Genomic DNA, 20,913 nt, shown 5'->3' with positions numbered 1-20,913 from the left:
TCAGAGCGCTCCTTCAAACGCCCGCAGGATTGGCAACGTCCTGCCCCAGGTCTTTCAGATCCTGGTAGCGGTCGCCGATGCGGTGATGCGGGCGCCCGCCTATCGAAGCACCGAGAGCCACGACGATCTCGTCGGCAGCAGGCGCGTCGGGGATCGACGTCTGGATGGTCAGGTAATGCGAACGGCGGCCTTCATCGTTCTTGTCCATCAGCGGGATCATGATCGGCGCATTGGCCGGACCGCGTGTGTTGCAGAAGGCGAGATAGGACTTGGCGCCGACGGCCTGGCGATAGAAATTGCCGAAACGCAGCGTGTGGATAAGCGCGGATCCGTGTTCGATTTCGCCGTCCAGGCCGACGACAGCGGACTTTCCATATCCTTCGACAGCTTCGCCGGACCCGACCGCATCGATGATCATCTTGGTCAGCAACTCGCCGAGCACCGGAGCGCCTGCGTGAATTTCGGGCTTGAGGTCGTCGACGAAGCCGCGACCGGCCCAGGGATTCTTCACGACCGCGAAGGCGGTAAACAGCTTCAGCGGAACCGCCGCGGCCTTGCCGCCTTCGATCAGCGTCGTTTCGATCTGCAGTCCCGTCTTGCGAATTTGAATGGCCATCGAGCACCTCATTTCTCAATTTCGTATTATGGTATACCATAATATATGAGTGTCAAGTTGGTTCCCTCGAGGAGCAGTTTAGGCCAAGGCGAGTTTTTCGATTTGCCGCGCGTGCGCCCTTCGACCCACCGGGCAGCGCTTTCTTCCCGTCAGCGCGTTGTCAGCTGACAAACGACATGGCGGCGCCCGTGGAGGCAGGCCGAGTGCAGAAGTCACGGTCATCCCAGTCCATGCTACCGCCTTACATATTACTTAATATGGCATACCATCACATTGGACAAAGTTGGGTGTCAAGCGCGGAGTATGGGTTCCGCTAAATTGCGCGGAACATCATCGCGAATGGAGTGATATCGACAGCTGAGATGAGCGCTTTGCCAGGCCTGCGGGGAAGCGGCACGGGCCGCTCGTGCCTAGTCGGCAGGCTTCTTCCCCGACAGCACCGCTTCGGCAATCGCGCTCGCGGCGGCGACGTGATCCATCGCCGCCCGGTAAGCCCCCTCGCCGTCGCCGCGGCGGATGGCGTCGACGATCTTCGACATCTGCAGCGGGCCTTCGATGCCGCGTCTCTCCGTCTTGATCGTCATCGAGCGCAGGTGGTTGATGCGCACGGTGAGAAGATTGACGACACCCCAGGCAACGTTCCTGTCAACCATCGTGAACAGCGTATGATAGAAGGAAGAGGTGTTCGTCAGCACAGCCGCCATATCGTTATCGCGGTAACTGTTGCGGATCCCGGCCAGAGATTCCTCCAGCGCAGCGACGATCTCGGGGCTGCGGCGCTCCGCGCACAGCCGCGCCGCCATGCCTTCCAGCGCGCCACGGATCTCATAGATCTGCTTGGCTTCCCCGATGTCGAGCTGCGCGACGATCGGCCCCTTGTTCGGCAGATTGGCGACAAGCCCTTCCGATTCCAGATGCCTCAGAACCTCGCGCACGACTGTTCGGCTGACGCCGAGCTGGGCGCAGAGGTCACGCTCGACAAGGCGATCTCCGGGACGGAAATATCCGTTGACGATGGCTTCGCGGACCTTGTCGAGCGCCAATTCCCGCAAGGTCTTTGCAGGACGCTCGACTCTAATTGCGTCCTTTAGAGCGCCGCTCATTCTGTACCTCAGTGTTGGACTTTGCACGCTCAACTTCCGCCGCGGCAGCCGAATGCAAGAATCGTATTATGGCGTACCAGATACTGTAGCTGTCGGCGCCCGGCAATTCAACAAGCGCTGTGCCGACCTATAGCGCCGCTCGCCTTTTCAGACGCGCAAAGGACGTTGCAGCACCTTTGATCTGCTGCGGACGCGTCGGGAGCTAGCCTCTTGAAACGATCTCTTCGACCACGGCCTTGGCCTGCACCCGGATATCCGGAACGGCGGTAATCTCCCAGAATTGCCCCGCCGTGAGGGCACCGACCGCAAATAGTCGGGCCGGCGACATCCGGGACGGGGCTATCACCTCGGAAGCGGCATCCACCTGGATCCCGAGGCCAAGAGGATCGGGGGCAATCAACTCGAAGCGGCTCATTTCCTTCAAAAGCGGTGAATGACTGATCCCGGCCCGCTCCATTCCCGTGCAATTGACGAGCCAGTCCGCCCTGATCTCGGCGATCTCGCGCGCCGCTCTGACCCTGTAGCCGGCAACAAGCCGGCCCTCCTCGGCCCCGAGCGATTTCATGAAGCCTGCGTGGAAACGAACAGTTCCGTCTAAGACCAGCTTCTCAAACCTGTCGAACACGTCAGGCCCGACCCGGTGACGGTGGATGTTCCACCAGGGAAGCGCATGCCTGAGGAATCGTGCACGTTCCTCGCCCGAAAGCCGTTGCCAGAGAGCTTGCGTTGCAGGCCTCAGACCGTCCATCACGGCTCGCCAGTCGGCAACCGTCCTGCTCTTTCCCCGCAGGGTCTTCAATATGCCGCTGATCGTATCCGGAAGCTTCTCGACGTCGATCGGCAGAGGCACTGGCGGCTTCCAAGCGTGCCCGAGGGGTGCGAGCCCGCGCCGCGAAAGCACATCGATCCTGCCGCGGTGGCCATGGGCGCGAAGCGCCAGCACCTGATCGATCATCGTCAGGCCGGATCCGAGGATACACACCGCATCGGATGGTGCGACGCGCCTCAGCCACGAAAGCCGCCACGGGTTCTCGATGATCCGAGATCGCAGCGATGGCGGAATTCCGTCCGGAGCGACCGGAAGGGTCGCGTTCCCGACGCCGAGGCAGAGCACCACGGTCTTCCCGGCAATCTCGTCACCGTTGCCGAGATGGAAGGCCAGCGTGCTGCTGTAACGTTCCACGCATCCCGCTGCCTTAGCCTTGATGAAATCGACCCGGCAACGGCCGTCCCGCTTTCGAAGCAACCGTGCAAGCGTATCGCGGACATAAAGACCATAATCGCTGCGCGAGGCGAAATCGCCGGCCTGCAACGGACGGCCATGGCTTTTAAGCCAGTCGACAAAGTCGTCGGGTTGATGCGGCAAAAGGCTCATGCGGCCGGCCGGAACATTGAGGCGATGGAGATAGAGCTCCGTCCGGTAAGCCGTCCCGCGGCCGAAACCAGGATCGTCGCCGACGACGGCGACCTTCGCCGAAGCGGGAAGCTGCTCGATGAGATTGCAGGTAACCGCTATCGCTGAAAAACCGGAACCGACCACGATAACATCATATGCCAAATACATTCTCCCTGAAGCTCAGAGCGTCATCGAGATATTTCGTCATTCAAGCCCAATGTCGCTCGCCGGTCCCTGTTGATCGCACAAGCGGCAGAATCACGAAACAATTATCTCTATTGTCTATAAATATAGTTTGTTATTTCTCCCGCTAGCCCCTCCCCAACCATTACGCTTTTGAGGGTGAGATCAAGGGCCGTCCGGCCCTGAACAAAGGGGCTCAAGATGAATTTCAGGAATTTGGTTGCCGCGATCGCCGTCGGCGTCGGCACTTTTGCAACGGCTGTTGTCGCCGAAGCGGCGGACAAGAAGGTCGTTGTCGCCTATCAGACCGACGCCTTGCCGTCTTCCGTGGCGATCGCCAATGGTGAATTCGCCAAGGAGACGGGATACGACATCGACTTCCGCAGGTTCAATTCCGGCGCCGAAATCTTTGCGGCCATTGCCTCCGGTGACGTCCAGATCGGCTATGTCGGCTCCAGCCCGTTTGCGGCTGCGGTATCACGCGGGCTCGAGGTCAAGGCCTTTTACCTCGCCTCCATCTCGGGCATCGACGAGGCTCTGGTCGTCCGCAACGGTTCCGGCATCGAAAGCCTGAATGATCTGAAGGGCAAGAAGCTTGCTGCTGCACCGGTATCCACGGACCACTATCAGCTGCTGGCGCTGATCAAATCGCTGGGCCTGACCGAAAAAGACGTTCAGGTCTTCGCAATCCCTCAGCCTGAGATCGTCGCCAGCTATAACCGCGGCGATATCGATGGCGGCTTCGTCTGGGATCCGGCGCTCACCGAACTGAAGAAGAACGGGAAGGTTCTCGTCACCTCCAAGGACGTGGCAGACAAGGGTGCGCCGACATTCTCGGCCTGGGTCGCGACCTCGAAATTTGCCGCTGACAACCCGGACTTTCTGAAGGGCTTCGCTTCGGTCATCAACAAATACTACGCCTCCTTCGCATCGGACAAATCCGCCTGGGGTCCCGACAGCGACAACGCCAAATCACTTGCCAAGCTTCTCGGCGGAACAGCCGACCAGCAGGCATCGGCCCTGAAGAACCTCACGCTTCTGACACCTGAGGTCCAGGCATCGGATGCCTGGCTCGGCGGCGGCGAAAAGGCGGGTGCCGGCAAGATTCTCAAGGACACGGCATCGTTCCTGAAGGAACAGGGCAAGGTTTCCGATGTACAGGCGAATTATGGCGCCTTCGTCACCGCAGATGCCCTCACCGGCGTCAGCAACTGATCCTCCCCAGCGCCGGCGCGGCTTACCGCGCCGGCATCGAACTTGCGAGCGGCAACATGCTTAAAGTCGATCACGCCAGCGTTTTCTTCGCAGCCCGCGACGGGCGAACCGTTCACGCGCTCGATCGCGTTTCCTTCGATATTCCCGAACGGGGCTTCGTCGTCGCACTCGGCGCTTCGGGATGCGGCAAATCAACCCTTCTCAACGCGATTGCCGGCTTCCTTCCGCTTTCGGATGGCCGGATCACGCTCGATGGCCGCGCGGTCGAACAACCCGGCGCAGATCGCGGCGTCGTTTTTCAGAAAGACTCGCTGCTGCCTTGGAAATCGGTGATCGACAATGTCGCGCTCGGTTTGAAATTCGCCGGGGTCAAGCGCAGGGAGCGCCAAGCGCGCGCCCTGGAGCTGCTCCGGCTCGTCGGTCTCGACGAATTCGCCGGCGCTTTTCCCTACGAGCTGTCGGGCGGCATGCGCCAGCGTGTCGGCATCGCACGGGCTCTGGCAACAAATCCCGACATCCTGCTGATGGACGAGCCGTTCGGCGCACTCGACAGCCTGACGCGCGAGCAGATGCAGGAACTGCTGGTTTCCATCTGGGATAAGACGGCAAAGAAGGTCTTCTTCATCACGCACTCGATCGAAGAGGCCTTGTTCCTGGGCACGCAGGTCCTGGTCATGTCACCTCGACCGGGGCGCGTCGTGGCGCGCTTCGATCTGGATTTCGTTCGCCGCTTCGCCGAAACCGGCGACGCCCGATCAATCAAGGCGTCACCGCAATTTGCCGAGCTGCGCGAGGAGATCCGCGCCATTCTCCACAGCACCGAAGACCTCAGGAGCGCCGCATGAGCGATATAGTGCAGGCACCGCCGATTGCGGCGGGTAGAGAGGACCATCAGGTCAAGCTGGTGAAAATGGCGGGCTTTGGAGCCGGCGAGAAATCGACGGTGGCCATCAGCATTGCGACAGCGCTGGCCATACTGCTTTTGTGGTGGGTCGTCTCTGCGCTCGGTGTCGTTCCACACCTGTTTCTGCCGCGTCCTGACGAGGTGCTGACACAGATCGGCGCCATCTATCGCGACGGTTACGCAGGTGCGTCGCTGTCCGAGCATGTTTTTGCAAGCCTGTTCCGCATCGTCGTCGCCGCCCTGATCGCCGTCTCCGCCGGCATCCCACTCGGATTGCTCATGGGCCTAAACCGATGGGCAAAAGGGGTGCTCGACGCGCCGATCGAATTCTACTGGCCGCTTCCGCCGCTCTCCTACCTGCCGCTGATGATCATCTGGCTCGGCATTGGCGAGACGTCGAAGATCACGCTGCTGGTGCTTGCGATGTTCGCACCGATCTGCCTCTCGGCCCAGGCCGGCGTCCGTGCGCTGCCGATCGAGCGCGTCAATGCCGCGCGTTCGCTGGGCGCGAGCCGGCTGCAGCTCTTCCTTGATATCGTGCTGCCGTCGGCCCTGCCGGAGATTCTCACCGGCATTCGAATTGCGCTCGGTGTCGGCTGGGGTACGCTGGTTGCAGCTGAATTGATCGCCTCTACGCGCGGGATTGGTTTCATGATCATGTCGGCTTCACAGTTCCTGGCGACCGACGTCGTCTTCGTCGGTATCGGCATCATCGCGATCTGCGCGTTCACCTTCTCGGCCGCAATCCGGTTTCTGGAGGCGTACCTCGTGCCCTGGAAGGGCAAGCTCTGACCGGAGGGCGGCAGGGAGTGATATTCAATGGTTTCCCGCCGCCGCATTCAGCCCGTGTATGGCGACGAGCTCGGCTGCGACCAGCTTCTGAAGCCGCCATAAATTGCGGTCCCGGATGCCACGTTCTTCCAGATGTTTCACCGTCAGATACAGATACTCGGCACAGGAGCCCATGTGCCCGCAGGCTCTCGCAAGTACCTGCGCCACCGTCTCCAGCGGCAATTTGCGGGAAACACGCTCGCCTTTGGGACCAGCCCAAAAGACCAGCGCACGCACCAGCCCATGCGCGGTTGCGACCGGGATCCAGCGCACCGTCGCTGCGTCTTCGATCGTGCCGACCTCACGGCGGATCAACCGCCGAATCTGGCCAAGGCGGTCATCATCGGCAAGCCTGAAGACGACGCCGTTGCATCGTCCACCGCGATCAAGTGCCATCATCAGGCCCGGCTGGGACCGCGTTCCCCGCCAGCGGGTCATCTGCAGGCAGAAGGAGCGATGCCACCCTCTTGTCGCGCCATGCTGCGATTCGACGGCATCGAAGTCCGGCTTCCATATCAATGATCCATAGGCGAAGATCCAAAGCGGCGCGCCGGTAGACTCGTGAAGAAGCCGGTTGGCGAGCATCTCCACCTCCGCTTCGGTCAGCGGTTTTCGGTGTGGCTCCGGGCCGACATCGATCGCGGGGCGAAGGCTCAGCGATACGAGCTCGTCCGTCAGAGCCATTGTTGATCCGGTCAGCAAAAGTTTGCTTTCCCGGGCCGTCACCAGCTTATGCTCCCGGATATCCGTCATGCGTCAGTGCACCGTAAATCTGGCCGCATCGGCCTGGCGCCGCTGCAGGCTGCGTATCAGCATCGCGGCCTCCCTGACGATTGCCGAAAACGTCGCATCATCGGCCTCTGCGATCCTTCCCGTCATCTCGCGGATGATCGTCGTCAAATGAATGATGGAATGGCGGTGCTGCGGATCTTCTGATCCCATTTCGGTATCTGCCATGGCGAGCAGCGTCTGCACCAGCCGCTCCATGGTTTGGCGGCGCTTGGTCCTCGGGTCGGCATTCGGATCTTCGCTTAGGCGCAGCAGGTCGGCGACAATGTCGGACATGGCGATTCCACTCACATAGCAAAAGCCGGCGGCATGGAAACGACATGCCTTCGACCGCGCGTTTGCGTCTTCAAGCCCTCCAGCAATCGGTAGCCGCTGCGCCAGCGGCCAAAGCCGCTGGCGACATTGATGTGCCCGGCAAGGCCGATATTCCTGGTCTCTGTGTTCCACAAGCGGCCGAACAGGGTCAACCGATCGACCGTCATGTACGCATCGTTCATGCTGCCGACGACAATGCTCGGAAAAGGCAAAGGCGCCGTGGGCATGGCGCCAAACGAGATAAGCCCGGGATGCAGGTTTTCCGTGACCGGTAGATCGCATGGAGCAACGAGCAATGCTGCTTTGACGCGGCGAGCAGCACTTCGCCCGGCCAAGCGGGCGGCAAGCAGGCATCCGAGACTGTGGGCAACCAGATAGGCCTCGCCGGCCTCTTCAAGCGCGCCTTCCAATCGCAGCAGCCAGTTGTCAAGGTTCGGATGGTCCCAGTCGTCCTGAGCGACTAGACGACTGCCCGGCTGATCCTGCAGCCAATGCTGTTGCCAATGCCCTTCTCCCGAGCCGAAAAGCCCGGGAAGAATAAGTACGTCGATCATCTGACGGCTTCCTCTTTGAAGCTGCGCGTCGGCCTTTTTCTCGATTGGGGCAAACATCGGACATCACTCATCAGATCCACCCGATCACCAGGGCGAACAGGAATGTGAAGGAGCTGACGATCGTGCAGATTCCGGCCGCATGCCTGAAATGCGACATGACGCTGCCTTCCGCTCTTCTCGCACCGCCCCGACGCAGGTCGGTCTCAACGACGATCGCCATCGCGCCGTTCTCCTCAATACCAAAGGCCGGGCATGGTGCCCCAATAATGGAGTTCGTATTCGCGGGCGGACCGGTCGCGCTCGTCGTCCCGCGCGAACAATCCGTTTACCGGCTCCCGTGCAGCGGGCGGCTTCAGGCCGAGGAACCGGCCGATCGAAAGCTTCAGCCAGAACTGAAAATCAAGCTTCATGCGAACCTCCTGTCAGGAACCGGTATTCCTCGGTTAAAGCATTTCCGTTTTTCTTCGAATTGCGGAAGTGCTCATCTCTTTGTTTTCATGCAATTCCGGACGCAAAACCGCTGTACAGTTTTGTTGGAATTGCTCTACGAAATCAGCGAGTGTCGTTGTGCATTGGCGAGAAGAACGTGAAGCGATGCCGTCGGTCCGAAAAGCATCAACAGGCGGTTCTCCTCGCGTTTGGCGAGACGATATCGTCGGGCGAACTCGAAGACGCTCCACAATTGCTCGCTTGGCCCCGGCCGTTCCGCATCGGTGATCGTTGATTCCTGAGATCGAGCCATCGCGGCACTCCTACTCGGCTGCCGCCAAGGCGGGGTTTGCGCGGGGAAAGAAGGCCGCCAACTCGCCGATCACGTCGTTGATGCGGGCCAACAGCGGGTCGGATGAGACCGCATAGTCTGTGAAATCGCGATCGGACGCATAAACGGCGGTCGGCAAGGTGTGGGCCATGAAAAACCCGAACAGCGGCCGAAGCTGATGCTCGACCATCAACGCATGCCGGTCACCGCCGCCGGTCGCCGTGATGATAATCGGCTTGCCCCGAAGTTCGTGGGGGTCGATCAGGTCGATCAGGTGCTTGAAATGGCCGGGATATGAGCCCTTGTAGGTTGGCGAGCCGATGATCAGGGCATCGGCCTGGACGATCTCGTCGACGACATGCCTGGCCTGCGCGTCGAGATCCTTGCGCCACAAGGCGCTGCCGAGCGACGGACCGACATCATTGAGATCGTAGGTCTTGCTGGTAAATCCGTAGCGAATGCCCGCACGTTCGGCGACATGCCGAACGAGTGCCAATGTCTTCGATGGACGGTTGAAGCTGCCAGCAATGCCGACGAGTTTGAAAGCTGACATTGGTTTTTCCTCTCTTTGTGTTGCCTCAACTATTGTCTACAAAATTGATAGATTAAAGAAACATGCGTCTCTCCTTCTTCGCCTGGTTGAAAAAAACGTTCGCCGCCGATCGAGCACGCATAAGCTGTATGGCGATCGTCACAAGCGATCGACGATCTGGCGGCCGCTTCGGCATCTGCGATCGCGCGTGCGGGAAGAAAGGCAGGGAGGCGACTTTTCGGCTGCTTCTGGAGACGCTGATGCGGGCGGCATCGTGATGTCTCGAGCCCGGCGAGAGCTCTTGCAAACTGCCCGCCATAAATGGCTTTGCCGCAAGGGCGAATATAATTGGTATAAGATTTCCGGTTCAGCGGAATGATTGGATGACAAACCCTGCCTTTTCCCTGCGGAAAATATACGCTTCTTATAGATTTTAGCAGGAGCTTTTCATGCCAGTGCAGACGGCTGATGTCATCGATTTCCAGGCATACCGGCAATCGCGCAGCAAAGATGCGCCCGATGCGTTTAAGGCGGCCGCACCCGTATCCTTTGCGATGCAGCCGGTTCTGATGTGGGTGCCGTATTGGGGTTTTGTCCCGGTCATGGCAATGGGCATTGCGGGATATGGCGTCTGATCAAGCGCTTCTTCCCGACGGCGAAGCCAGAGACACCGCCGAGGAGATCACGGTTCAGACAGGACAGAATCTGCGGCGCATTCGCACCCGCCGCGGCTACTCCCTGGACCGGCTGGCAAAGATCGCCGGTGTCAGCCGTGCCATGCTCGGGCAAATCGAAACGGGTAAAAGCAGCCCGACGTTAAGCATTCTCTCGAAGATCGCACTTGCTCTTGGTATTCCGTGCGCCGCGCTGATCGCCGAACGCGGCGAAACCTCGATCATTGCCGTACCGCGAGCAAGATCGAAGATCCTCGCCTCTTCCGAAGGGCGCTTCCGGACAAGGGCTCTTTTCCCCTTCGAAGGCGAAAGAAAGGTGGAATTCTACGAGCTCAGGATCGCTCCGCACCATACAGAAAGTGCCGATGCCCATCAGCATGGAACAGTCGAAAATCTGGTCGTTGCCCAAGGAACCGTCGAAATCATTGCCGGCAAGCAGGCACCGCATATTCTAGGTGAAGGCGACGCCATCATCTTCGATGCAGACGTGCCCCATATCTACCGAAACATGACGGGAACGGAAGCAATCCTCTATCTGGTTACGACCTATCTCGAAGACGTTCGCGTCTGATGCAAAAAAAGAGCCCCCGTCTCCGGAGGCTCCTGGTCGTTTCCTTTGAGAGGCGGATGGCTCAGGCGGCCATCATGCAGCACATCATCATGCCGCCGCAGTTCATCATCACGGGCATGCCGCCGGACATCATCGACATCATGCGCTTGCAGCATTCCATGAACATGTCCTTGTCCATGCCTTCCATCGGCTTCATTTCGCAGACCATGCCCTCGGCGGTCATGGTGCATTTCATGGAGCCCATCATCATCATCATCGGCATGGAGGCCATCATCGGCATCATCGCGCCGTTCATCATGGGCATGCCGCCCATCGGCATCATTCCACCCATCATCGGGTTCATCATGGCAGGCATCATGTTGTTCATCATCGGCATCATGTTCATGGCGGGGTTCATTGTCTCTCTCCGATCAATACAGCGGCGTTTCGCGTTTCAATGAACCGGGAGATAAAAGAACTAATTGCAGCAAACAATGTAAAAAAATCTTCCCATATCTTTTCCTCCAATAGAATGGAACGGTTTCGATGGGATGGCGCAATCTTGCCAAGATAACAGAATTCCGTCCGCTATCATCGCTCGAGCGGAACGACGCGCGCTTCGCCGGCCAGCGCCTGCTGCTTCGCGCGACGCACCTCAGCAAAGGCGATTGGACCCACGCCCAGCAAAGCTGAGACGTGGCGATGGCATTGGCGGCTCAGCCGGTGACCCCGGATACGATGCGCCGTACCTGTTATGAATGATGAGGATGCGTCGGGTCGTCGTGCGGCTTCAGAAAAAACCGGCGCACGATGTCCCAATAGCCATCATAGACAAGCCCGCCATTCGAGCGGACCAGCGTTTCGCGGTTTTTGCGATAGACCGCCGGGAGGCGATACCAGGAGATGCCCGGCCGGCGGTGATGGAGAACGTGCAGATTGTTGTAGAGAAACAGCAAGCCGAAGAGATGGCTGTTTTCGATGATGGCGGTGCGTTCCTCATGGCTTTCGGCATATCTGTGCTCGGCATAGGATCTGAGCCGCGTCATCGCAGCGCCCGTATAGACGAAAGCGAGATAAAGCCACAGCGGCACGCCGCAAACGACCATCGCCCAGAAAAGGACGGCGGCAACGGCGATGCCGTGCATTGCCCAAATCCGACGTTGTCCCGGCTCGTTCGCCCGTATCTGCTGCCATTCCTGTCCAAGGAAACTCAACAGCATCACGACAGGACCGATAGTCAAACGGCCGAACAGGGTGGTGTTCCACCGCGCCAGCAACCTGCCGGTGGCGCCAAGCTGCTCCCAGGTAGCCTTGGTAAAATAGGAAGATTCCGGATCTTCGATCGGATCGGTCAGATATTCGTCGCGATGATGCTCCAGATGGCTTTCCTTATAGATCGGATAAGGCAGCCACAGTGACAGCGGTATCGACCCGATCGCGTCGTTTATCCCTTGGTTTCCCGTCGGATGGCCGTGAATGACTTCGTGCTGAAGGGATCCGTGCCAGGCAATCAACCAGCCTCCTGCGATCACGGCCACCATCAGCGGCAATGATTGCCACCACCATGTCAGCGCGAGAAATCCGCCGTGGATGACGAGTGCGAGAATGACGGTCGGCCATTCCGTCGAACGCCTGGAAGCAATGTTTCCGGCGGCTTGCGAAGTCCTGTCGAGCAGGCGCGTGATTTCCCCATCAACCACACCAATCTATCGCAGGGCATCAGGAGTAGAGAATAAAGCCATCTATTTTATAGGCTTATCTGAAAAAATCCGTCTGCGGGGGCTGGATTGCTTAGTCCAAGCCTAAGGCTTGTCGCCGTGAAGATGACGTTCGAGGAAGGGCAAATTGTCCTGTCCCCAATAGATCTCGCCATCATAGACATAGGTGGGAAAGCCGAAGACGCCGCTGTCGCGCGCATGCACGCGGTCCGCCGACCATTTGTTCTGGACATCGTCGTCGGCTTGTCGTCTGAGGAGTGCTGCGCCATCGAAACCCGCTGATGTCACGATCGCCTCGCGCACGTCGGGCTTGCCGATATCCCTCGCCTCGCTCCAGAAGGCATGCTGCAGGGCGCGGGCAACGCCGATCCAATCCTGTCCGTCGAGATAGGCGGCAATCACGAAGAGGGACGCTGGCGTCGGATCACTCAAATCAGGGCGATGTTCGAGCCGCAGTTCCTTGCCGCGCACGCGCGCCCAGCGCTTGAGGTCCCGCGTCCAATAAGCGCGCCGGATCTCCGGGCGGTTGCGCGAAAAGATACCGCCATTTTCCTCGACCACCGTCGTCAGATAGGGCGTGATGACGACGTCGTTCTTCGCCGCAAGTTCGGCGAAGGCGTCGAAGCCGATATAGGACCAGGGTGAGCCGATCGAAAAGAAGTACTCTACTGATTTGGTCACTGATGCATGTTCCCTGCGAGGTGATTGTTCTGGCGTCGAATGGGCGACGGTATTTTCAGGAAGCGGATCTAACTTCGGATTGTGCTTTCCATCCGAGCTCCGGTGCGATCAGCGTCACGAAGTCGTGGAGAATCTGGCGATACTCCTCGTGCTCGAATTCGTAAGGGAGCTCCAGTCTCAACTCGCTGACCTCGGGCAGGATCGGATCGGCAAACAGCTGCGTCAATATCTCGTCCGATGTGCCGACGACATCACGGGCGAACAGCGTGCACCGCTCGCCCTGCGGCGAAAGCGTCCGCTCCTCACGGCCATCGGCATAGTCTCGATACCGGCGCCGCGTTGCCGCATCGGCGCTATCGAAAGGCACGATGACGCGGCCCAGCGCGACCCGGCGCTGCGTGCCCGCCGCGCGATAGGTTTCGATCAGCTGCGATTGCGCGGTGAAGAAATCATCGGTCCCCTCACCCGTTATCACATTGCCGGTCAACAGGTTGAAGCCATTGCGGCCGGCCCATTCGGCCGAGCGCTGCGACCCGCCGCCATACCAGATCCGGTCGATCAGGCCCTTGGCATAAGGTTGCAGCCGCGGCCGCTGCGGGCCGAAGGGCGTTTTGATCAAGGTCTGCTCGTCGCCAAGATAAGTGCCACGCAGATTGCTGGCAAAGCGCAACACACGATCATGCGAAAAATCGTAGCCCTTCCAGTCGCCGTCGAAGACGAGCGGGGCAATCAGGTCTGCGTGCAATGGTCGTCCGGCGCTGACGCCGATGTTCAGCCGTCCGCGCGACAGAACATCGACGGTGGCGAGATCTTCGGCCAGCCGGTAAGGGCTCTCGTAACCGATCGGGATGACCGCGGTTCCAAGCTCGATCCGGCTGGTGCGCTGCGTCGCCGCCGCCAGGAAGGCGCTGGCCGAAGAGATTCCAGGCTCCAGGTGCCGCTGGCGGACCCAGGCGCTGTCGAAGCCCAGATCTTCGCCATATTGCAGTTGCTCAAGCGTCTGCTCCAATCCCGACAACGGATCGCCGTCGGGATAATTGCCGGGGGTGAGGAAGCCGATACGGCTGATGGATATATTGCCCACTCGTGCCATCCGATGATCAGTATTTCGGCAGGCCGGGCGGGTTGGTCTCGGATGCCGGCAAGGCTTCCTCGGAAAGATGCCAGTGGTCGAGGATTTTTGCGTAGGTGCCGTCCTTGATCAGGTCGTTGGTGGCGACAGTCAGCGCATCGGCCAGCCCACTTCCCTTGCGGGTGGTGATCGCGACGTCCGAGCGATCCGGCCAGCCGGCGCTCAGCGTGCCGACCCGCCTGATGTTCTTGTCGCGCGCGGCGATGAAGACGAGCTGCGCATGCGGCTGGACGATGACATCCGCCCGGCCGGAACGCAGTGCGAGAAGGCTTGCCGCCTCGTCGTCGTAATATTGCAGTTCGATCGGCTTCAGGCCCGCGGCAACATCTTCCTCGCTCCACTTCACCAGGATGCGCTCCTGGTTGGTGCCGGCCCCGACAATGATCCTGAGGCCTGCCGCATCCTTGGGCTCCTTGATCGAGGTGACAGGGCTGTCGGATTTCACGAAGAAACCATGCAGGCCCTGGCGGTAGGTGGAGAAATCGAATTTTTCCTTGCGCTGCTCGGTGACCCCGACATTGGAGATGACGGCATCATACTTGCCCGAGGCGAGGCCGAGCGGCCAGTCAATCCAAGCGACCGGCACGATCTCCAGCGTCAGGCCGAGGCTATCGGCGATGGCATAGGCATAATCGGGATCTGCCCCGACCACAGTCTTGGCGTCGGTGGCATAAGTAGCAAGCGGCGGGCCGCCGGGGCTGACCGCGATAGTAAACTTGCCTGACGTAACGAACTTGAAATCCTTGGGGATTGCGGCAATCGCCGCATCGTTCCTGGCGGCGTGAAGCCGACCCGGCTGCTCTGGGCTGAGGTCGAAATCCTCGGCTGCATGAGCTGCGCCGTAGCAAAGGGCAGACGCCATGGCGGCAATCAGCAGGGTCCGGAATGCCGGAAAGGCAATCATGGTTTTATTCTCCAAACTGTCAGGCAGGGTGGCCGGCAGCAATGCCGCCGGCCCTATAGGAACTGATCAGGAGCCGCTCTTCGGCAAGCCCGGCGGGTTGGTCTGGGCCTTGTCGATCGCCTCAGGACCGAGATTCCACGTATCGAGAATCTTCCGATAGGCGCCACTGGCGATCAGGTCGTTGACGACATCGGTCAAGGGCGCTGCCAGGCCGCTGCCCTTGCGCGTGGTGACGGCAATTTCCGCCGTGATCGGCCAACCGCCGCTGACGGTGCCGACGAGCTTGGTCTTGCCGTTGATCCCCGCCGAATAGGCTTGCGTCGCGTTCACGCTGAAGACGGTGTCTGCTCTGCCGGACTGAACGGCGAGATCCTTGACCGCGTCGTCGTCATAATATTGCACCTCGATTGGCTTCAGGCCGGCGGCGACGTTCTCGCGATCCCACTCCAGCAGAATTTTTTCCTGGTTGGTGCCGGCATCGGTAATCACCTTCAGGCCGGCAATATCCTTCGGCTGCTTGATCGCCGCGATCGGGCTATCGGCCTTGACGTAGAAGCCAAGCTCATCCTTGCGGTAGGTCGAGAAATCGAACTTCTCCTTGCGTTCTTCCGTGACCGTCACGTTGGAGATCACCGCGTCGAACTTTCCGGAGGTCAGCCCCAGCGGCCAATCGGCCCAGGCGACCGAAACCAACTCGAGCTTCAGGCCCAGGCTGTCGGCAATGGCCTGCGCCAGATCGACGTCATAACCGATGACGGTTTTTAAATCGGAGGCATAATCATGCAGCGGCAGATTGCCGCTCGAGCTGATGCCGACGGTGAAGACGCCGTTTTCGACGAACTTGAAGTCCTTGATTTCGGCAATGCGTTTCTCGTTCTTTTCAACCCGCAGCCGGTTCAGCTGCTCGGGGCTGAGATCGAACTTCTGCTGCGCCTGCGCGGAACCGAAACCGATTGCGGCCATGGTGACGGCTCCCGCTATCAGAAGCCTTGCCCTATCTGTAAATGTCATGCCCCTTCTCCATTTCATCTTTAGGTTGTGGTTATTGTTATTCGGCCGGAGCAGCCCGTCGCGGCCCGGCGTTTCGCCAGCGCTGTTTCGCGCTAGAGAACCTTGGCGAGGAATTCCCGGGTGCGGGGATGTTCCGCTTGTGCGAAGATGCGGGCCGGCGGCCCGGCCTCCAGGATGCGGCCGCTGTCCATGAAGACGACCGTATCGGCAACTTCGCGGGCAAAGCCCACCTCGTGGGTGACGATGACGAGCGTCGTGCCGGTGCGGGCAAGCTCCTTGATGACGTCGAGCACTTCGCCGACGAGCTCCGGATCGAGCGCCGATGTCGGCTCGTCGAAGAGCAGCACCTTCGGGCGGAGCGCCAGTGCGCGGGCGATCGCCACACGCTGCTGCTGGCCGCCGGAGAGCTGGCGCGGATAGGCGTTGATCTTGTCGCTGAGGCCAATGCGTGCCAGCAGCTCCTGCGCCAGCTGCACGGCGTCCTCGCGGCCGACACCGCGAACCTGGATCGGTGCCTCGATGAGGTTTTCGAGCACGGTCAGATGCGGGAAGAGATTGAAGCTCTGGAAGACCATGCCGATATCGGCGCGGCGTTTGAGGATATCCTTCTCCTTGAGCTCGTAGAGCGTGTCGTCCTTCCTGTTGTAACCAACGAAATCGCCGTCGACCGAAATGAAGCCCTCATCGACACGCTCCAGATGGTTGATGGCGCGCAGAAGCGTCGACTTGCCCGAGCCGGATGGACCGAGGATGGCGGTCACGCTGCCGGCGGGAAGGCTGAGTTCGACGTCATCGAGCACTTTCAGCGAACCGAAGCTCTTCGAGATACCGTGGATGCGCACCGCGCCGCCTGCGGCCCGCAGCGTCGCCGCATCCTGGAAACCGATCTTGCGCACGGTGTCGGTCGCCGTCTCGAGGACAGGCAGCGGACGGCGCAAACGCTCGAAAAATGCCTGGAAGGGCAACGGCGTCGGGTTGCGCACGGCGCCTTTGGAAAAGTAGCGTTCGATATAGCGCTGAGCGATCGACAGCACCGTCATGATGATCAGGTACCAGACGGTCGCGACCATCAGCAACGGAATGACTTCGAGATTGCGGCGGTAGATCACCTGGACCGTATAGAAGAGCTCCGGCAGCGCCAGCACGTAGACCATCGAGGTGCTCTTCGCCAGTCCGATGAGTTCGTTGAAGCCGGTCGGAAGGATCGAGCGCATGGCCTGCGGCAGCACGATGCGGAAGGCCTGGCGGCGGCGCGGCAGACCGAGTGCGGCGGCCGCCTCCAGCTGACCATGATCCACCGAGAGAATACCGCCGCGCACGATCTCGGCGAAGAAGGCAGACTGGTTGAGCGTGAGGCCGAGGAAGGCGGCGGCAAAGGGCGTCAGCAACTGCACTGTCGGATAGTCGAGAAAGACGGTATCGGTGAAGGGAATGCCAATCTTGATCGTCTCGTAGAGGTAGCCGAGATTGTTCAGGATCAGCAGCAGCACGATGACCGGGATCGAGCGCAGCAACCAGATATAGCCCCAGGAAAGACCTGAGAGCAGCGGCGACCTGGAAACGCGGGCGAGCGCCAGAGCGGTTCCGAGGATGGATCCGGATATGGCGGCAAGCACGGTCAAAAGCAGCGTCCTGCCGAGACCGACGAGCACTGGTTCGGCAAAGAACCATTCAGCAAAGACGCCCCAGCCCCAGCGCGGATTGGTGAAGATGGAATAGAGCACGGCGATGATGACGACGGCGGCCAAGATCGTGCCTGCCAGGCGGCCCGGATGACGCGCCGGCACGATGCGGTAACGGGAGTAATCCTTCGATCCTGCCGTCCTGCTGCCGGGGTCGATGCCGGCGAAATCCGTTGTCAGCGCCATTGTGCTTCCCTTTTATGATTGTCGGTCTTTGCCGTTTTCAGAAATTTGCGCCGGCCACCCGCAGGCGCGGTTCGGCATCTTCGTGAGCAGGCTCAGCGAGATGGGTGATGTCCTTCTCGAAGGGCAGGCTCTTGTAGATCTCGGGATCAACGGAGGTGTCGAAGAGAGCGGTGTAGCCGTAGTTCAGATAGAGGCCGACGGCTTCGGGCTGGCGAAAGCCGGTCGTCAGGTAGATGCGGGAATAACCTTGGCGGGCGGCCTGGGCCTCCAATTCCACCAGCACCTGGCGGGCAAGGCCGTGACGGCGCAGATCGGAGCGCGTCCAGATGCGTTTGAACTCGGCCGTGCGTTCGTCATAGTTCTTGAAAGCGCCGCCGCCGATGGTTTCGCCACCACGGATCAACAGGAGAAAATTGCCGTCAGGCGGCGCAAAGGCTTCGGGAGGATAGCGGTTCAGCTCGGCTGCGGCCCCTTCGGCATTGAAATAGTTGCCGTAGCGGCTGTCATACTCGTGGATCAATTCATCGATCAGCGGCTTGGCGCGCGGGTCGAGAGGGCTGGTATAGAGAAACGTATCGCTCATATCGTTCATCACCCGTTGTCATCAGTGAGGAAGGTTTCGGCGAGCCGGACCCAGTAGCGGGCGGCGGGCGCAATGATCGCGTCGTTGAAATTGTAGTGGGCATTGTGGAGAGGAGCGCTGTCGCCATTCCCGACGAAGAGGTAGCTGCCGGGATTTGCCTGCAGCATGAAGGCAAAATCCTCGCTCGCGGTTCTCGGCCGGAAATCCTTCTCGACCGCCGCCGGGCCGAGTGCGTCATAGGCGACGTCGCGGGCAAGGGCCGTCTCGGCTGTGTGATTGACCAGCGCCGGAAAGCCGAGGCGGTAGTTCACATCCGCCTCGGCGCCGAAGCTTTCGGCCTGGGCGCGGGCAAGGGCGGGAATGCGCTCTCGCAACAGCTGGCGGACCGTCTCGCTGAAGGCCCGCATGGTGAGCTTCATCTCGACGCTCTCAGGGATGACGTTCGAGGCGGAGCCGGCATGGATCGAGCCGACGGTGGCGACCGCCATGTCCTGCGGGTCGACATTGCGGGAAACGACGCTCTGCAAGGCGGTGATGAAGGAGGCCGAGGCAAGCACCGGATCGACGGCGCGGTGCGGCTCGGCGCCATGGCCGCCCTTGCCAATGATCTTGATTACCGCCTGATCGACCGAAGCCATGGCGGGGCCGCTAACGAAGCCGAATTGACCCGCGGGAACACCCGGCCAGTTGTGGAGCCCGAAGACCGCGTCGACAGGAAAACGTTCGAACAGGCCTTCCGAGATCATCTTGCGGGCGCCAGCGCCGATTTCCTCGGCGGGCTGGAAGATCAGCTGCAGCGTGCCGCTGAAATTGCCGCTTTTGGCGAGATAACGGGCGGCGGCGAGCAGGATCGACGTATGTCCGTCATGGCCGCAGGCATGCATGACACCAGGATTGCTGCTGGCATAGGCAAGACCGGTCGCCTCCTCGATCGGCAGCGCGTCCATGTCGGCGCGGATGCCGATCCGCTTTTTGCCATCGCCGCGCTTGAGGGTGGCGACGATGCCGGTTCCGGCAATGCCCGTCGCCACCTCATAGCCCCAGGAGGAAAGGTGGGATGCCACAAGCTTGCTGGTTCTGAGCTCCTGAAACGCGAGCTCCGGATATTGGTGCAGGTCGTGGCGAAGCGCGATGATCTCGTCGAGATAGGCGGCGATACCTTTCTCGACCGGATCGTTGCTGTGCGAGTTCTGAGCGATGATGTTCATTGCGGTTCGTCAGCGCCTCAGGCGCCGACAGCCTTTCCGCGCTCGACCTGGTCCGCGCCAGCCGCATAGCGGCTTTCGCGGAAAGGCAGGCCGAGATGGTCGCGCAGCGTCTCGCCCTTCAGGACCGGATCGAAATAGCCGCGTTCCGTGAGGATCGGCAGAACGTATCTGGAGAAGTCGTCGAAGCCCTCGGCGATGACAGGGAAACCGAGGATGAAGCCGTCGGCGGCGCCATGATCCACCCAACGGATGATCTCGTCGGCGATGTGTTCCGCCGTGCCGATGAAGGCGGTGCGCGGCGTTGCGGAATCAAGCGCGACCTGGCGGAGCGTCAGGTCCTTCTCCCGCGCCGTCTTCTTGATGCGGTCGGTGGTGGCGCGGAAATTGTTCCTGCCGATATCGCCGAGCTCGGGGAACGGCGCGTCGAGCGGATAGACGCTGAAATCATGATGATCGAAGAAGCGACCGAGATAGAGCAGCGCCTCCTCGGTGGTGACGAGGTTGCGGATCGCCTGATACTTGGCGTCCGCCTCTACCTGCGTCGCTCCGACGATCGGTCCGATACCAGGATAGATTCCGACTTCCGCGGCACTGCGGCCATGGGTAATTACGCTGTCCTTGAGCTGCCGGTAGAAGGCCTGCGCCTCCTCGAACGGCCCGCCATTGGTGAAGACCGCGTCGGCATGCTTGCCGGCAAGCCTGATGCCCGAGTTCGAGGCGCCTGCCTGGAAAACGACGGGTTGGCCCTGCTTGGAGCGGCCGATATTGAGCGGCCCCTCGACGCGGAAGAAGCGGCCCTTGTGGTTGAGGCGATGCATCTTCGTCTTGTCGACAAAGACGCCGGTCTCGCGGTTGCGGACGAAGGCGTCGTCGTCCCAGGAATCCCACAGGCCCTTGATCGCATCGATATAGTCCTCGGCGATCTCGTAGCGCAGTTCGTGTTCGGGATGTTCGCGGCTGTAATTGCGCCCGGAACCCTCGAGCGGCGAGGTCACCGCATTCCACCCTGCCCGGCCGCCGCTGATGAGATCGATCGAGGCGAACTGGCGGGCGATGGTGAAGGGATCGCTGTAGGAGGTCGAGACCGTGCCGACGAGGCCGATTTTCGAGGTCGAGGCGGCGAGCGCCGAGAGAATGGCGATCGGCTCGAAGCGGTTGAGGAAATGCGGAATGGACTGCTCGTTGATGTAGAGCCCGTCGGCAACGAAGGCGAAAGCGATGCCAGCCGCCTCAGCCTTGCGCGCCGTCTTGACGAAGAAATCGAAATTGACGCTGGCATCGGCCGGTCCGCTTGGATGCTTCCACGCATTCATGTGACCGCCGGGACCCTGCAGCATGATGCCGAACGTGACGTGTCTTTGAGCCATGGGATCAATCCTTTTTGGA

General features: G+C 60.5%; 26 protein-coding genes. 6 read left to right on the top strand and 20 right to left on the bottom strand.

Annotation, left to right across the window (positions count from 1 at the left end):
• Positions 1–13: 13 nt before the first annotated feature.
• The 3 genes from AC245Y_RS35330 to AC245Y_RS35320 form a co-directional block, all read right to left on the bottom strand.
• Positions 14–616 (bottom strand): amino acid synthesis family protein, encoded by a 603-nt coding sequence (locus AC245Y_RS35330; protein ID WP_003538313.1) that lies wholly within the window; start codon positions 614–616, stop codon positions 14–16.
• 410 nt (positions 617–1,026) lie between these two features.
• On the bottom strand, positions 1,027–1,719 hold the full coding sequence (locus AC245Y_RS35325) for a GntR family transcriptional regulator (protein ID WP_003555665.1): 693 nt from the start codon (positions 1,717–1,719) through the stop codon (positions 1,027–1,029).
• A 202-nt stretch (positions 1,720–1,921) separates the two neighbouring features.
• Positions 1,922–3,283 carry an FAD/NAD(P)-binding protein gene (locus AC245Y_RS35320; protein WP_017997698.1) on the bottom strand — a complete coding sequence of 454 codons (1,362 nt, stop codon included), beginning with the start codon at positions 3,281–3,283 and terminating at the stop codon, positions 1,922–1,924.
• 216 nt (positions 3,284–3,499) lie between these two features.
• On the opposite strand from AC245Y_RS35320, the gene tauA reads away from it, so the two are divergent.
• From tauA to AC245Y_RS35305, 3 genes are read left to right on the top strand one after another with little or no spacing between them, the layout of a single operon-like run.
• Positions 3,500–4,513 (top strand): taurine ABC transporter substrate-binding protein, encoded by a 1,014-nt coding sequence (tauA, locus tag AC245Y_RS35315; RefSeq protein ID WP_017997699.1) that lies wholly within the window; start codon positions 3,500–3,502, stop codon positions 4,511–4,513.
• A gap of 56 nt (positions 4,514–4,569) precedes the next feature.
• Positions 4,570–5,358: a taurine ABC transporter ATP-binding protein gene (locus AC245Y_RS35310; protein WP_003555669.1), complete on the top strand. Its 789-nt coding sequence runs from the start codon at positions 4,570–4,572 to the stop codon at positions 5,356–5,358.
• Positions 5,355–6,209, top strand: coding sequence for an ABC transporter permease subunit (locus AC245Y_RS35305; RefSeq protein WP_003555670.1), 855 nt, complete (start codon positions 5,355–5,357; stop codon positions 6,207–6,209). Before AC245Y_RS35310 ends, AC245Y_RS35305 begins: the two co-directional genes overlap by 4 nt.
• Before the next feature lie 24 nt (positions 6,210–6,233).
• Here AC245Y_RS35305 and AC245Y_RS35300 read toward each other — a convergent pair whose 3' ends face one another.
• The 7 genes from AC245Y_RS35300 to msuE all read right to left on the bottom strand — a co-directional run bounded on the left by AC245Y_RS35300 (position 6,234) and on the right by msuE (position 9,219).
• Positions 6,234–7,001, bottom strand: coding sequence for a gamma-glutamylcyclotransferase (locus AC245Y_RS35300; protein ID WP_017997700.1), 768 nt, complete (start codon positions 6,999–7,001; stop codon positions 6,234–6,236).
• Between the two features lie 3 nt (positions 7,002–7,004).
• Entirely contained in the window at positions 7,005–7,313 is a 309-nt protein-coding gene (locus AC245Y_RS35295; RefSeq protein ID WP_003555672.1) for a hypothetical protein, read from the bottom strand.
• 11 nt (positions 7,314–7,324) lie between these two features.
• Positions 7,325–7,906, bottom strand: a complete 582-nt coding sequence (locus AC245Y_RS35290) for an RBBP9/YdeN family alpha/beta hydrolase (protein WP_026157760.1) — start codon at positions 7,904–7,906, stop codon at positions 7,325–7,327.
• Between the two features lie 70 nt (positions 7,907–7,976).
• Positions 7,977–8,126 (bottom strand): hypothetical protein, encoded by a 150-nt coding sequence (locus AC245Y_RS35285; RefSeq protein ID WP_017997703.1) that lies wholly within the window; start codon positions 8,124–8,126, stop codon positions 7,977–7,979.
• A gap of 13 nt (positions 8,127–8,139) precedes the next feature.
• Positions 8,140–8,316: a hypothetical protein gene (locus tag AC245Y_RS35280; RefSeq protein WP_017997704.1), complete on the bottom strand. Its 177-nt coding sequence runs from the start codon at positions 8,314–8,316 to the stop codon at positions 8,140–8,142.
• 134 nt (positions 8,317–8,450) lie between these two features.
• Positions 8,451–8,648 carry a hypothetical protein gene (locus tag AC245Y_RS35275; RefSeq protein WP_017997705.1) on the bottom strand — a complete coding sequence of 66 codons (198 nt, stop codon included), beginning with the start codon at positions 8,646–8,648 and terminating at the stop codon, positions 8,451–8,453.
• Positions 8,649–8,658: 10 nt separating this feature from the next.
• On the bottom strand, positions 8,659–9,219 hold the full coding sequence (msuE, locus tag AC245Y_RS35270; protein ID WP_017997706.1) for an FMN reductase: 561 nt from the start codon (positions 9,217–9,219) through the stop codon (positions 8,659–8,661).
• A 62-nt stretch (positions 9,220–9,281) separates the two neighbouring features.
• Here msuE and AC245Y_RS35265 point away from each other — a divergent pair, with 62 nt between their 5' ends.
• The 3 genes from AC245Y_RS35265 to AC245Y_RS35255 all read left to right on the top strand — a co-directional run bounded on the left by AC245Y_RS35265 (position 9,282) and on the right by AC245Y_RS35255 (position 10,443).
• Positions 9,282–9,476: a hypothetical protein gene (locus AC245Y_RS35265; protein ID WP_487762889.1), complete on the top strand. Its 195-nt coding sequence runs from the start codon at positions 9,282–9,284 to the stop codon at positions 9,474–9,476.
• 171 nt (positions 9,477–9,647) lie between these two features.
• Complete coding sequence (locus AC245Y_RS35260; RefSeq protein WP_017997707.1) at positions 9,648–9,833, top strand: hypothetical protein; 186 nt, start codon at positions 9,648–9,650, stop codon at positions 9,831–9,833.
• Positions 9,823–10,443, top strand: a complete 621-nt coding sequence (locus tag AC245Y_RS35255) for a helix-turn-helix domain-containing protein (protein ID WP_017997708.1) — start codon at positions 9,823–9,825, stop codon at positions 10,441–10,443. Before AC245Y_RS35260 ends, AC245Y_RS35255 begins: the two co-directional genes overlap by 11 nt.
• 61 nt (positions 10,444–10,504) lie before the next feature.
• Here AC245Y_RS35255 and AC245Y_RS35250 read toward each other — a convergent pair whose 3' ends face one another.
• The 10 genes from AC245Y_RS35250 to AC245Y_RS35205 all read right to left on the bottom strand — a co-directional run bounded on the left by AC245Y_RS35250 (position 10,505) and on the right by AC245Y_RS35205 (position 20,894).
• A complete protein-coding gene (locus AC245Y_RS35250; RefSeq protein WP_157628399.1) occupies positions 10,505–10,840 on the bottom strand; it encodes a hypothetical protein in 336 nt (111 codons plus the stop codon).
• Between the two features lie 334 nt (positions 10,841–11,174).
• Positions 11,175–12,098, bottom strand: coding sequence for a fatty acid desaturase (locus AC245Y_RS35245; RefSeq protein ID WP_026157761.1), 924 nt, complete (start codon positions 12,096–12,098; stop codon positions 11,175–11,177).
• A gap of 126 nt (positions 12,099–12,224) precedes the next feature.
• On the bottom strand, positions 12,225–12,821 hold the full coding sequence (locus AC245Y_RS35240) for a 2-hydroxychromene-2-carboxylate isomerase (protein WP_017997712.1): 597 nt from the start codon (positions 12,819–12,821) through the stop codon (positions 12,225–12,227).
• 55 nt (positions 12,822–12,876) lie between these two features.
• Entirely contained in the window at positions 12,877–13,914 is a 1,038-nt protein-coding gene (locus tag AC245Y_RS35235; RefSeq protein ID WP_032997115.1) for an LLM class flavin-dependent oxidoreductase, read from the bottom strand.
• Between the two features lie 7 nt (positions 13,915–13,921).
• Positions 13,922–14,857, bottom strand: coding sequence for an ABC transporter substrate-binding protein (locus AC245Y_RS35230; protein WP_017997714.1), 936 nt, complete (start codon positions 14,855–14,857; stop codon positions 13,922–13,924).
• A gap of 66 nt (positions 14,858–14,923) precedes the next feature.
• Positions 14,924–15,868 carry an ABC transporter substrate-binding protein gene (locus AC245Y_RS35225; RefSeq protein WP_487762888.1) on the bottom strand — a complete coding sequence of 315 codons (945 nt, stop codon included), beginning with the start codon at positions 15,866–15,868 and terminating at the stop codon, positions 14,924–14,926.
• A 92-nt stretch (positions 15,869–15,960) separates the two neighbouring features.
• Complete coding sequence (locus AC245Y_RS35220) at positions 15,961–17,736, bottom strand: amino acid ABC transporter permease/ATP-binding protein (protein ID WP_080635511.1); 1,776 nt, start codon at positions 17,734–17,736, stop codon at positions 15,961–15,963.
• Between the two features lie 37 nt (positions 17,737–17,773).
• Complete coding sequence (locus AC245Y_RS35215) at positions 17,774–18,331, bottom strand: GNAT family N-acetyltransferase (RefSeq protein WP_017997716.1); 558 nt, start codon at positions 18,329–18,331, stop codon at positions 17,774–17,776.
• On the bottom strand, positions 18,328–19,527 hold the full coding sequence (locus AC245Y_RS35210) for a M20 aminoacylase family protein (RefSeq protein WP_017997717.1): 1,200 nt from the start codon (positions 19,525–19,527) through the stop codon (positions 18,328–18,330). The genes AC245Y_RS35215 and AC245Y_RS35210 overlap by 4 nt, the downstream gene beginning before the upstream one ends.
• Before the next feature lie 17 nt (positions 19,528–19,544).
• A complete protein-coding gene (locus AC245Y_RS35205) occupies positions 19,545–20,894 on the bottom strand; it encodes an LLM class flavin-dependent oxidoreductase (protein ID WP_017997718.1) in 1,350 nt (449 codons plus the stop codon).
• Between the last annotated feature and the right edge of the window lie 19 nt (positions 20,895–20,913).

The sequence above is a fragment of the Rhizobium sp. SRDI943 genome (assembly GCF_057653695.1).
Note: the sequence above shows the minus strand (reverse complement) of the source record. Positions and strands in the feature narration are given on the sequence as shown.